Source organism: Rhodococcus sp. MALMAid1271, from assembly GCF_049195265.1.
GTDB lineage: Bacteria > Actinomycetota > Actinomycetes > Mycobacteriales > Mycobacteriaceae > Rhodococcoides.
In genome coordinates this window covers 63,696-76,091 of the sequence record NZ_JBMIRQ010000110.1, presented here as the reverse complement: position 1 = coordinate 76,091, position 12,396 = coordinate 63,696, and the positions used below count along the sequence as shown (strand labels likewise).

General features: G+C 64.8%; 13 protein-coding genes. 9 read left to right on the top strand and 4 right to left on the bottom strand.

Going from position 1 to position 12,396, the window contains the following annotated elements; translation table 11 throughout:
- The coding region (locus ACOQFP_RS21110) for a carboxyl transferase domain-containing protein (RefSeq protein ID WP_421585433.1) at window positions 1-232 on the bottom strand (232 nt) is incomplete at its 3' end.
- Between the two features lie 48 nt (window positions 233-280).
- Window positions 281-1,423 (bottom strand): acyl-CoA dehydrogenase family protein, encoded by a 1,143-nt coding sequence (locus ACOQFP_RS21105; RefSeq protein WP_206492670.1) that lies wholly within the window; start codon window positions 1,421-1,423, stop codon window positions 281-283.
- 94 nt (window positions 1,424-1,517) lie between these two features.
- On the opposite strand from ACOQFP_RS21105, the gene ACOQFP_RS21100 reads away from it, so the two are divergent.
- The 3 genes from ACOQFP_RS21100 (at window position 1,518) to ACOQFP_RS21090 (ending at window position 4,089) form a co-directional block, all read left to right on the top strand.
- Window positions 1,518-2,099, top strand: a complete 582-nt coding sequence (locus ACOQFP_RS21100; protein WP_307830931.1) for a TetR/AcrR family transcriptional regulator — start codon at window positions 1,518-1,520, stop codon at window positions 2,097-2,099.
- 78 nt (window positions 2,100-2,177) lie between these two features.
- The gene (locus ACOQFP_RS21095; RefSeq protein WP_206492669.1) at window positions 2,178-3,197 is read left to right on the top strand and encodes an LLM class flavin-dependent oxidoreductase; all 1,020 of its coding nucleotides are present in this window, start codon (window positions 2,178-2,180) and stop codon (window positions 3,195-3,197) included.
- A gap of 85 nt (window positions 3,198-3,282) precedes the next feature.
- Window positions 3,283-4,089 carry a transglutaminase-like domain-containing protein gene (locus tag ACOQFP_RS21090; RefSeq protein ID WP_206492668.1) on the top strand — a complete coding sequence of 269 codons (807 nt, stop codon included), beginning with the start codon at window positions 3,283-3,285 and terminating at the stop codon, window positions 4,087-4,089.
- Between the two features lie 11 nt (window positions 4,090-4,100).
- On the opposite strand, the gene thiD is transcribed toward ACOQFP_RS21090, so the two are convergent.
- On the bottom strand, window positions 4,101-4,892 hold the full coding sequence (gene thiD / locus ACOQFP_RS21085) for a bifunctional hydroxymethylpyrimidine kinase/phosphomethylpyrimidine kinase (RefSeq protein ID WP_421585432.1): 792 nt from the start codon (window positions 4,890-4,892) through the stop codon (window positions 4,101-4,103).
- 163 nt (window positions 4,893-5,055) lie between these two features.
- On the opposite strand from thiD, the gene ACOQFP_RS21080 reads away from it, so the two are divergent.
- From ACOQFP_RS21080 to ACOQFP_RS21060, 5 genes are all read left to right on the top strand, one after another.
- Window positions 5,056-6,648 (top strand): phytoene desaturase family protein, encoded by a 1,593-nt coding sequence (locus ACOQFP_RS21080; RefSeq protein ID WP_421585431.1) that lies wholly within the window; start codon window positions 5,056-5,058, stop codon window positions 6,646-6,648.
- Between the two features lie 155 nt (window positions 6,649-6,803).
- Window positions 6,804-7,160 carry an STAS domain-containing protein gene (locus ACOQFP_RS21075; protein ID WP_421585430.1) on the top strand — a complete coding sequence of 119 codons (357 nt, stop codon included), beginning with the start codon at window positions 6,804-6,806 and terminating at the stop codon, window positions 7,158-7,160.
- 31 nt (window positions 7,161-7,191) lie between these two features.
- Window positions 7,192-7,581, top strand: a complete 390-nt coding sequence (locus tag ACOQFP_RS21070; RefSeq protein ID WP_421585429.1) for an STAS domain-containing protein — start codon at window positions 7,192-7,194, stop codon at window positions 7,579-7,581.
- Entirely contained in the window at window positions 7,559-8,038 is a 480-nt protein-coding gene (locus ACOQFP_RS21065; protein ID WP_241257491.1) for an ATP-binding protein, read from the top strand. The genes ACOQFP_RS21070 and ACOQFP_RS21065 overlap by 23 nt, the downstream gene beginning before the upstream one ends.
- Window positions 8,039-8,076: 38 nt before the next feature.
- Window positions 8,077-9,348, top strand: coding sequence for a PP2C family protein-serine/threonine phosphatase (locus tag ACOQFP_RS21060; RefSeq protein WP_421585428.1), 1,272 nt, complete (start codon window positions 8,077-8,079; stop codon window positions 9,346-9,348).
- A 42-nt stretch (window positions 9,349-9,390) separates the two neighbouring features.
- Here the strand turns inward: ACOQFP_RS21060 and ACOQFP_RS21055 are convergent, their stop codons facing one another.
- Complete coding sequence (locus ACOQFP_RS21055; RefSeq protein ID WP_421585427.1) at window positions 9,391-11,055, bottom strand: FAD-binding dehydrogenase; 1,665 nt, start codon at window positions 11,053-11,055, stop codon at window positions 9,391-9,393.
- Window positions 11,056-11,157: 102 nt separating this feature from the next.
- Between ACOQFP_RS21055 and ACOQFP_RS21050 the strand changes: the two genes are divergently transcribed.
- Complete coding sequence (locus ACOQFP_RS21050) at window positions 11,158-12,384, top strand: helix-turn-helix domain-containing protein (protein WP_421585426.1); 1,227 nt, start codon at window positions 11,158-11,160, stop codon at window positions 12,382-12,384.
- Window positions 12,385-12,396 lie beyond the last annotated feature (12 nt).

Sequence of the window (12,396 nt, the reverse complement as noted above, 5' to 3'; positions counted from 1 at the left end):
GGTTCTCACCCAACCCGAAATTCACCGAACGATGCCGAGCCAACGCATCGAGCTCGACGAACGACCCCTCGTCGAGCAACGCCGTGATCCGCTCCCGCGCCGTCAACTTGCCCTTCGCGTGGACCCTGTCCACCGCCGCCTCACCCGACGGAACCTCCGCCACCATCAGACGTTTACGAAGATCAGCCAACTTACCCGCAGTGGTATGAATATCGGGCTCGGTTGTTGTCATGAAGTGTCCCTTACGTTCTCGGTTCGGAATTACGTGTCGGCCTCGCGCTCACGCGGTGGCGAGCGAGCGCGCGATGACCAGCCGTTGAATCTGATTGGTGCCTTCGAAGATCTGCGTGATCTTGGCATCGCGCATGTAGCGCTCTACGCGGAAGTCTCTGGTGTATCCGTAGCCGCCGAAGACCTGCACCGCGTCGGTGGTCACTTTCATGGCCGCGTCGGTGGCAATCAACTTCGCCACGGATGCATTGCGGGAGTAGGAAAGTCCGGCGTCGCGGCGGCGAGCGGCGTCGAGATAGGTGGCGCGGGCGGAGTCCACGGCCGCAGCCATGTCTGCGAGAACGAAACCCAGCCCCTGATGATCGATGATCTTCTTGCCGAATGCAGTGCGCTCCTGAGCGTATTTCACCGAATCGTCGAGGGCCGCCTGGGCAATTCCCACTGCGACAGCGGCAATGCCGAGCCGTCCGGCGTCGAGCGCGCTGAAGGCTATCTGGAGCCCCTGCCCCTCCGCGCCGATCCGTCGTTCGGTGGGCACGTGCACGTTGTCGTAGTGCGCAGAGGTGGTCGGGATCGCATGGAGTCCCATCTTCTCCTCGGGCCTGCCGAAGCTGAGTCCGTCGCTTCCGTCGGGGACGAGGAAGCACGAGATGCCCTTGGAGCCTTCTCCGGTACGGGCGAAAAGGTTGTAGAAGTCGGCAACGCCGCCGTGGGTGATCCACGCCTTCGATCCGTTGACGGTGTACCCGCCGTCGGTGGCAATCGCCTTGCAGTTCAGTGCCGCGGCATCCGAGCCCGCCTGGGCCTCGGACAACGAGTACGCGCCGATCTGGGCCCCGCCGAGCATGCCGGGGAGATGGTCCTGTTTCTGCTGATCGGTACCGAACGCCATCACGGGATGGCAGGCCAGGCTGTGCACGCTGACCGCGACAGCGACTGCCGCCCAGCGCGATGCCAACTCTTCGAGCACCTGGAGGTAGACCTCGTACGGTTGGCCGCCGCCGCCCCACTCCTCCGGGTACGGCAGGCTCAGCAGCCCTGCTTCACCCAGAGTCGCGAACACCCCTTCCGGATAGGTCTCTTGGCGTTCGTGTTCGTCGACGATCGGGTCGAGCACCTTGTCCGCCACATCGCGAGTGAGCGCCACGAGGTCACGCGCTTCGGCAGTGGGCAGCAGACGATCGACAGGCACGGACAACCTCCGGGACTTTCAGCATCAGTACTGCAGGGTGATCCGCAGTACTGATGCACAGTACTGCACAACTCGATGCAGTACCATCCTTGATGTGAACGCACCCGTGACCTCCCACGCCACGGCGCGCCGTTCCGAGCTTTTCGACCAGCTCGTCGGCCTGTTCTTGGCAGAGGGTTTCGCGCACCTGACGCTCGATACCATCGCGGCGCGGCTGCGCTGCTCCAAGTCGACGCTGTACACGCTGGCCTCGAGCAAGGATCAGCTCGTCGGCGGAGCCACCGTGCACTACTTCAAATCCATGACCACACAGGTCGAAAACGCGGTTGCCGAGGTGGACGGCACCCGCAATCGCATCACCACGTATCTCACCGCCGTCGGCGCGGCGCTCGAATCTGCATCCGAGCAGTTCATGACCGACCTCGCATCGCTCGAATCTGCCCGTTCGGTGTACGAGCGCAACACCGCCATCGCCGCCCGCCGTGTTCAGGAGCTGATCAGCGAGGGCGTGGCCAGCGGCGAGGTACGCGATGTCCACGCAGCATTCGTCGGGGACGTCGCATCCTCGGTCATGGTTCGAATCCAGACCCGCGAGGTGTTTCGCCTGACGGGCCTGAGCGACGGTGACGCCTACCTCGAACTGGCGAAACTGTTGACAGCGGGCATCGGCGCGTAATACCGACGCGGGAATGAATCCGGCCCGGCACGCGCTGTAGTCTGCGAAACAGTTGATCGTTCAACGAAAGAGCATGCGATGAAGAAGATCGGATTCCTGTCCTTCGGACACTGGTCACCGTCCCCACAGTCACAGACACGATCTGCCTCGGACGTGTTGCTGCAGTCGATCGATCTGGCGGTCGCAGCCGAAGAACTGGGAGCCGATGGCGCGTACTACCGCGTCCACCACTTCGCCAACCAGCTCGCCTCGCCGTTTCCCCTGCTGGCCGCAGTAGGGGCCCGAACGAGCACCATCGAAATCGGCACCGGCGTCATCGACATGAGGTACGAAAACCCGTTCTACATGGCCGAGGACTCGGGTTCGGCCGATCTCATCTCGGGCGGGCGGCTGCAACTCGGCGTCAGCCGGGGATCGCCCGAACAGGTGATCGAGGGATACCGCCACTTCGGGTACGTGCCCGCCGAGGGCACCGATCAGGCCGATATGGCCCGCGAGCACACCCGCATCTACCTCGAGCTGCTCGAAGGCAAGGGATTCGCGGAGCCGAACCCGCGGCCGATGTTCCCCAATCCGCCCGGACTGTTGCGCCTCGAACCGCACTCCCCCGGTCTGCGCCAACGCATCTGGTGGGGCGCAGGTACCCGCGAGACGGCCGAATGGACCGCCCGTCAGGGCATGAACCTGATGAGCTCGACCTTGTTGAGCGAGGACACCGGAGTGCCCTTCCATCAGTTGCAGGCCGAGCAGATCGAACGCTTCCACAAGGCGTGGAGCGACGCCGGTCACGGCTTCACACCCCGCACCTCGGTCAGCCGCAGCATCTTCCCGATCGTGAGCGATCTCGACCGCGCCTACTTCGGCCGCGAGGGCAGCGGCCAGGACCAGGTGGGTTACCTCGACGGCGGAAAAGCTCGATTCGGAAAGACCTACGCGGGCGAGCCGGATCGACTGATCGAAGACCTCGCAGCAGACGAGGCGATTGCGGCCGCCGACACGTTGTTGCTCACCGTCCCCAACCAATTGGGTGTGGACTATTGCGCGCACATCCTCGAAACCCTGCTCCGCGATGTCGCACCCGCGCTCGGGTGGCGTTGATCACCTAGTGATCAACGGCGTTTGAGCTGGGCACACAAGGGTACAGGCACCGAGTTCACCCCTCCACCACAGGCCAGGAGTGCCCATGCTCAAACGCGACGTATCCGCGCGCCTCGATATAGACATCACGGCAGCCACCACGCTCGAATTCCAGATCGCGGTCGCGCCCCATCCCGGCGCGACCGTCACCGAATCTCTGTCCTTCGTCCTCGACGGCAATCCCGTCGAAGCCAAGGAAATCAGCGGACCACACGGCAATCGAATTCATGTCATGCCCGCCGATGTCGGCAATCTCCAGGTCTCGTACGACGCGAGCATTCTGGGTAACACCACCCCGGCACCGGTCACCGATTACGATATGTCGCTCTATCTTCGGCCGAGCCGTTACGCCGAGGCCGACAAGTTCTACGGTTTCGCGGCAACGGAGTTCGGTGATTACGCCGATTCCGAGGAGTTGTTGGAAAAGATCTCGGCGTGGGTCGGCGCTCGCCTGAGTTATGTTCCAGGAAGCAGTGATCCGATCGACGGAGCTACCGACACACTGCTTGCCGGTCAGGGCGTGTGCCGCGATTACTCACATCTGGTCGTTGCCATGCTGCGCGCGGTCAATGTTCCGGCCCGTCTCGTGGCGGTGTACGCACCCGGCTGCGAACCGATGGATTTCCATGCGGTTGCAGAGGCCTTCGTCGGAGGCAAGTGGCGGGTGGTCGACGCGACCTGCCTGGCTCCTCGCTCGACGCTGGTGCGCATCTCGGTCGGTCGAGACGCGGCCGATACCGCTTTCCTGGACAACCACAAGGGTGCGATCACCCTCAACAGTTCGGTCGTCACCGCGGTGGTCGACGGCGAATTGCCCCAGGACGACATCACCGAGCTGGTCTCGCTCACCTGACCCGCTCGGGATCAGTCGTGCCATCCCACCGCGGCGAACGGCGCGTTGCTCTCGATCCGACCGACGATGCCCGCGTGCGCGAAATCCTTGGCTGTGGAGACGGCGTCGTGTATCTCCGTGCCCTTGGCAAGCTCCGCGGTGATGGCTGCCGCGAAGATGCAGCCGGCGCCTGATACCCGTTCTTCGCCGACCTTCGGAGCGCGGAGCACGGTCAGCTCGGAACCGTCGAAGACGACGTCGACGGCCTCGTCACCGGGCAGACCGACTCCGCCCTTGACCACGACGTAGCGAGGTCCGAGGTCGGCGATCTTCTTCGCGGCTTCACCGAGTTCGTCGACGGTGGTGATGGAATCCATTCCGGACAGCGTCTGCGCCTCGAAGAGGTTCGGAGTGACAACGGTGGCCAGCGGAAGAATCTCGCGACGCAGGGCATTGTCGGTGTCGAGTGCAGCACCGGGCTCCTGGCCCTTGCAGATCAACACCGGATCGACCACCACATGCCGCCACGGTTGCAGGCGCAACGAGGCTGCAACCGTGTCGACCGTCGCGGGGGTACCGAGCATGCCGATCTTGACGACGTCGAGATCATGTGCGGCAGTGGCAACTTCGATCTGATCGGCGATCACTGCACTGTCGACGGGCACGAATCGGTGCCCCCACCCCGCCTTCGGATCGAAGGAGACGATGCAGGTGATCGTGCCGAGGCCGTAGACCCCGAGCCGCTCGAATGTCTTGAGGTCGGCCTGCAGACCGGCTCCGCCGGTGGCTTCCGAACCTGCGATGACATACGCGATTGTCGACATGCACTCCAGTATGACAACCGGCGTTCGGGTCCGACGAACGCGGTCGATCCACCGAATCCGGTGCCGGATCACTGCCGCGAGAAGCCATCCTCCGGTCGGCCGGTACCCGGTGTCGGTAGGGTCCTGAGCAAGAAGACTTCGACCGAGGCGAGGAGCATCACCGATGGCCGACACCGAGGTCGATGCGCTGGTCATCGGGAGCGGTCACAACGGGTTGGTAGCGGCGGCCGCGATGGCCGACGCGGGCTGGGACGTGCTCGTGCTGGAGGCGGCCGAACACCCCGGCGGTGCGGTACGCAGCGCCGAGCTGGTTCCAGGGTTCACCAGCGACCTGTTCAGCGCCTTCTACCCGATGGCGCTGGCGTCTCCCGCCATCACGGCACTCGAGCTCGAGTCCCACGGGTTGCAGTGGTCGCACTCACCCGCGGTCTACGGCCATGCCCGTTCTGCGCAGGACACGGACGCTCCCGTCGTCCACCACGATATCGAGGCCACCGCCGCCTTGCTGTCCCATTACGATCCCCGAGACGGCGACACCTGGATGACGCTCTTCGAGCAGTGGAAGCGCATTCGCGGACCACTTCTCGATGCACTGTTCGGGCCGTTCCCCCCGGTGTCGGCGGGAGCACGGCTGGTCCGCACCCTCGGGCTGTCCGAAACGATGCGTTTCGCGCGATTCGCGGCCCTGCCTGCACGCACGATGGCTCACGAGCTCTTCCACAGCGACGCCGCTCGGTGTCTGTTGCTGGGCAACGCGATGCACGGCGACGTACCAACCGATGCCCCGGTGAGCGGAATGATGGGCTATCTGCTCACGATGCTCGCTCAGGACGTCGGCTATCCGGCTCCGGTAGGCGGATCCTCGGCCTTGACCACCGCTCTGATTCACCGCGGGGCCGCGTCGGGTGCCGGTCTCGAATGCAGTCAAGCAGTCGAGACCATCGACGTGCGCGGTGGTCGTGCCTGCGCGGTACACACCGCGGCCGGAGACACCTTTCGAGCCCGCAGAGCGATCGTGGCCGACGTGTCGGCACCGGCGCTGTATGGTTCGCTGCTGCCGTACGACGCCGTTCCACGCCGCCTGCACGAGGACTTGCGTACCTTCGAGTGGGACACCCCGGTGGTCAAGGTGAACTACGCCCTCGATCGCCGAATATGCTGGAATTCACCATCATTGACCGATGCGGGCACCGTTCATCTCGGTGCGGACGACAACGGCCTCGTACACTGGGCAGCGGATCTCACCACCGGGGTCCTTCCGCAGAGCCCGTTCATGTTGTTCGGTCAGATGACCACCGCCGACCGGACCAGGTCGCCTGCAGGCACCGAAAGCGCTTGGGCGTACACCCATCTGCCCCGAGGCGTGGTGGACGACGACGACGCCGACATCGTGGCGGATCGCGTGGACAGCGTTCTCGAAGCCCACGCGCCGGGATTCCTGGATTCGGTTCTCGGGCGGGTGGTCCAGCGGCCGAGCGATCTACACGGTGCAGATCCCAATCTGCACAGCGGCGCGGTCAACGGCGGGACGGCGCAATTGCAGCAGCAGTTGATCTTTCGGCCGACGCCCGGGCTCGGCCGTTCGGAAACTCCGGTGGACGGCCTGTTCCTGGGATCGGCCTCGGCACACCCCGGCGGCGGGGTGCACGGTGCGGCCGGCCTGAACGCGGCGCGTGCGGCGCTCGGCCAACGAGGTGCTCGCGGTTGGCTGAAGAAGAAGGCCACCAGCTCGCTGATGGAACTGCTGACCCGATAGCGCCGTTACCGAATCGAGATTTTTCGTTATCGGTTCGAGATCACCGGCTGAGCTTTCTGCAATCCCACGCTGTCATCGTCGACACCACACCATCTCGACGTCCCGCACCGCCGGACACCGCGAGCGGGACGAGGGCCAAGGGAAGAGGTAACGACATGTCGACAAGCATCGCAACGATGGAACACACTCTGCAGGACGACGACGGCACCTTCGGCCTCGACACGTTATGGAATCCGGACGGCTCGAGCGTCCTACGAGCGTTCGGCGAGCTGGACATGTCGACTCGGGCAGAAGTGGTCCACACTCTCGACCGGCTGGCATCGAATTCTGCTCGGGTGACGGTCGATCTGTCCGGGGTGTCGTTCGTGTATTCCGGTGTCGCCAACGCGATCATCGATGCCACCTATGTGCATCCGGGCAAAATCGACGTCGTGGCTCCCGCCCGTTCGGTGCGCATGGTTCTGGAGGTATTGGGCGCGGGCTCGCTGCTGGTCGACACTTTTCGGTCGTGATCGGAGTTCGACAACAGGTAGCGTCACGAACATGTCAGAGGTGCCCGCCGAAGTCCCGTTCGAAATAGCGTCCGCCGATCACGACTCGACGACCGTGCTCACCGTGCGAGGCGAACTTGATCTCGACACGATCCCCGAATTGTCTGCCACTGCTTTTCCGGCGGCAGAGACCGCAGAAGGGGGGCTCGTCGTGGACCTGACCGATGTCAGCTTTCTGTCGTCGAGCGCAATCACAGTGCTGGTGCGGGTATGCGATCGCCTGCCGGATACCTCGCGGATGGCGCTGGTGGCGGTCGACGGTGTCGTCGTCCGGCCCGTCCGGCTCAGCGGAATCGATCGCGTGATGGCAACGTTCACCACCGTCTCCGACGCGGTGGCCCACGTGCGGTCGGCGGCTCATGACGGCGAGAGCCGACAATGACCCGCCGAAGTCGGTCGGGGCATCCATCGTGACCGAGAGCCATTCGTCCACGCCGCATCGATGGAGCCATACCGCGCAGGCGGAATCGACGGTGGCGACTACCATCCGACGGCGACTGCGCAGCTGGGTTCTCGAACTCGGCGTCAACGGTGCGCTGGTCGACGACATCGTGCTCGGCGTCTACGAGGCCCTTGCCAACGTCGTCGAGCACGCCTATTCCTCGTCCCCCGAAACCGGAACCATGTCGATCACGGTGACCTACGAGCACGAGACGCTGACGGTCACCGTCTCCGACACCGGGACGTGGCGCCCGCCCACGTCGACGACGACTCGCAGCCATGGGCTGCAACTCGCCGCCGCCGTCGCCGATGATCTCTCGGTCGACCACCGACCCGGCTTCGGCACCGTGGTGACAGCGGTCTGGAGCAAGCCGCTCGCCGCGGCGGGGCGCATCTGATCACTCGAACCATCCGTACCGACCCGGGAGGAATACACGTGACCGCTTCGGCTGCAGAGCTACTCGCCACAGCTCCGTGCGGAGTGTTCTCGATCGACGTCGACAGCGGAAGAATTCTGTATGCGAACGCGGCGGCCGCTCGAATCACCGCGCGCAGTCGCGACACGCTGGTCGGCGTCGCCGTAGCAGACTTGTTCACTGCGGAGTTCGGCCCGGTGTTGACCGACCTGATCGTGGCGGCCTCGACATCCGACTACGATTCGCCGATCGCCGCGAGCGCCCATCTCGACGGTGCGCCCGAGGGTGCTTCGCCGACAGCCGTGTCCATGTTGGCGAACAGTCTTCGCGCGGAATCGGGTGCGCTGACGGTGACGATGACGCTGCACAACGAGACCGAACGTCGGGTGCGCGAGAAGGATCTGGTGGACGCTCGAAGAAACGCCGAGGCGGCGCAGGACGACGCAGAGGCGGCTCTCGACAGGTCGCAGCACGCGTTGGGAGCGTCCGAGCAAGCCCGAAAACAGGCTGAAGCCGAGAAGACTCAGGTGCAGATCCTGGCGTCGACTCTGCAACGGACTCTGTTGCCTCCGATTCTGTCCGCCCCGCACGGCATGAACGTCGCTGCTCACTACCACCCGGTTTCCATCGACGAGGTCGGCGGCGACTTCTACGATGTGTTCCCGCTCGACACGAACACCTGGGGCTTCTTCCTCGGTGACGTGAGCGGAAAGGGCGCGGGCGCTGCAGCTGTCACCTCGTTGACCCGGTACACGCTACGGGCCGCGGCGGTCTTCGACCGCAATCCGATCTCGGTGCTGGAAAATCTCAACACCGTTCTGCACCACGAGTTTCACGGCGACGATCCGAGGTTCTGCACCGTCGTGTTCGGCACCATCACGCCGGGACCGGACAGCGCCGTGGTCGACCTCGCCAGTGGCGGGCACCCGCCTGCCCTTCTGGTCACCCGCGATGCCGAGGTCGAGTACGTGAACACAGCAGGTGGTCAACTCGTGGGAGCGTTGTCCGAGCCCCACTTCGCGTCCGCGTCGGTGACTTTGCGGGCCGGGGACGTCATGGCGTTCTACACCGATGGCCTCACCGAGGCCATCGTCGGGCCCGGACGAACTCGCTTCGACGACGACGGCAGCCTCGAATCCTTCGTCACCGAGCGCGGACCCACCACCGCGGCGAAGATCGTCGACGACCTCACCGCTCTGCTGGCATCGTTCGGCGACGGACTTCAGGACGACGTGGCGCTGCTCGCCTTCGGGGTCCCGTCCACCGTCACCGATGCATCCACCGGGCCGTAGCCCCTGGACAACGGCGACAGCGCCGGCTGACGGAGGGGCTGCTCACGCCTGCGCGGCGAGCGCGCGACCGGCCTGTCGTCCGCCGAAGATGCATCCGCCGAGGAAGGTTCCCTCCAACGAGCGGTATCCGTGCACGCCGCCGCCGCCGAAGCCGGCGATCTCGCCTGCCGCCCACAATCCCTCGATCGCCTTTCCCGCCCCGTCGAGGACGCGCCCCTGAAGATCGGTCTGGATGCCTCCCAGCGTCTTTCGCGTCACGATGTGCAGTCGTACCGCGATCAACGGGCCGGATTTGGGGTCGAGAATCTTGTGCGGGGATGCTGTCCGGGCGATCCGCTCGCCACGGGACCGACGGGAATTGTGGATCGCAGAGATTTGCAGGTCCTTGGTGAACGGGTTGTCCACCTCACGGTCGCGAGCCTCGATCTGCCGCTTCAGATCCGTGACGTCGATCAACTCGTCTCCGGTGATCGCGTTCATTCCTCGCACCAGTTCGCCGAGAGTGTCGGCGACGACGAAATCCTCGCCGTTGTTCTTGAACGCCTCCACTGGACCGCTCGCCCCGGGCAGTACCCGGCTGAGAACGAGCTTGAGGTTCTTGTCGGTGATGTCCGGATTCTGCTCCGACCCCGACAGCGCGAATTCCTTCTCGATGATCTTCTGGGTGAGAACGAACCACGAGTACTCGTGCCCACTGTCCTGGATGGCCTTCAACGTTCCGAGGGTGTCGAATCCCGGGAAGTTCGGAACCGGAAAACGTCGACCACGCGCGTCGAACCACATCGAGGAGGGTCCCGGAATGATCCTGATGCCGTGGTTCTTCCAGATCGGATCCCAATTCTTGATGCCCTCGGTGTAGTGCCACATGCGGTCTCTGTTGACCAGACGACCACCGACCTGCTCGGTGATACCGAGCATGCGGCCGTCCACATGCTCGGGGACACCCGATATCAACGACCTCGGAGCCGTCCCCAACCGATCCGGCCAATTCTCGCGCACCAGATCGTGATTGCCCCCGATACCACCCGCGGTCACGAGCACGGCGCCGCCCCGTACCTCGAACTCCCCCACCTCGACACGCGTACTTTCGGCCCCGCGATCGGCAGCGCTGGGCTCGAGAATCGCTCCGCGCACACCCTCCACCACACCTGCGCTGACAATGAACTCGTCGACGCGATGACGAAAACCGAAGCGCACCAACCCTTTGTCGGCCGCCTCGCGGACACGTCGCTCGAACGGTGCAACGACACCAGGCCCAGTACCCCAGGTCAGGTGAAAGCGCGGAACCGAATTCCCATGGCCCTCGGCCAGATATCCGCCGCGTTCGGCCCAACCGACGATGGGAACCCACCGCACCCCCTGTGCATGCAGCCAGGACCGCTTCTCCCCCGCTGCGAAGTCGAGATACGCCCTCGCCCATCGGTGGCCCCAGTAGTCCTCGCCTGCGGGGTCGTCGATACCGCGATCGAATGCTGCGGTGCCGAGCCAGTCCTGCCACGCCAGATCGGCGGAATCCTTGATACCCATCCGTCGCTGCTCCGGGGTGTCGACCATGAACAACCCGCCCAACGACCAGAACGCCTGGCCGCCCAGATTCTGCTCCGGCTCCTGATCGAGGAGAAGCACTCGCTTGCCCGCGTCGGCCAACTCGGCTGTCGCCACCAAACCGGCCAACCCGGCACCCACCACGATCACATCTGCGTCCATTGCCCCACTCTTCTGCTCGAGGTGCTCTCTGACTCGACTGTCCAGTCGTCATCGACGGAACTCAAGGAATTCGACTCGAATGACGATACGGTTTGTCAGTAGGTGACAACTCCAGAAGGGAGCTCGATGTACTCGGCCCGGGCGTCCGTCGTCGCGACCATCGAATCGGAACTCGGCGGCGTAGTGGCCTCGGCGGTGGACGCGATTCGGGACGCGATCCCGGTCTACCGCACCCTGCGCGGCGCACAGTTGGCCGATGTCGAGGCGATCGCATATTGGTCGTTTCGGCGACTGATGACGCTGTGGGCGGGTGGGGATCGAACGATCGACGAACGAGATCACAGCAGGTTCCGCGCCATCGGAGCGGCCCGCGCCGCCGACGGTCGACCTTTGGCCGATGTGCTCAGGGCGTACCGAGTCGCGTCGAGCGTGTTCGTGCGGTACGTGAACACCGAGTATCTCGACCTCCTGGAACCGCAGGACATAGCCGAGCTCAGTCTCGGCGTGCTCGATGCCATCGACGCCATCTCCGAGGAGATCATCGACGCGTATGTCCTTGCGCGCGAGCAGCTCACCTCCAATCGCGGCCAGTCGCATGCCGCGTTGCTCGACGACTTGCTAGCGGCCAGACACAACTCGCCGGGCGCATTGGCCGATCGCACCCGCGAACTCGATCTGGAGCTGCCCGGTCATCCCATGCTGCTCGTGGTGCAGTCGACGGATCCGAGCCGGCGTTTGGCCGACGACACCGTCGAATCACTCGTTCTCGCAATGGGACTGGTTCCGCCCGATCGCACCACGTCACCGGCTCAGCGGACTCATCTGTGCACGCGGCGCGAGCATCGTGCGATCGCACTGTTACCCGGATCGATCGCCCGCGCCGATGTCGAGCTCGTGTGCGGCGAGATGCTGCTGCGCGGATGCGTTGTCGAGGGCTCACCCCTCGCGGGCATCAGCCGGGCGTGGCGTCTGGCATCGGAGGCGTTGGACTCGGCACCGGAACATGCCTTCGACAACCGGGCGCTGCTCGATCACGGGGACGCCCAGTTGTTGGCGCTGCTCACCGCTCGCCCCACCGCGGACACGAGCGAGGTGGTGCGCACCGTCCTCGGACCGCTCACGGAGCCGGCACACGAGCACATTCTGCAGGGCTTGTCGGCCTTCATCGCCACCGGCACGGCAACGGCTGCCGCCCGCAGACTGCACGTCCACCCTCAGACACTGCGTTATCGACTGCGACGGGCCAGGGAGCTCACCGGCCGCGACCCCCGATCGGCGTGGCATCGACTGGCGCTCGACACCGCCATTGCGCTGCGGCAGCTGGGCTGAGCGAGCCCGCCG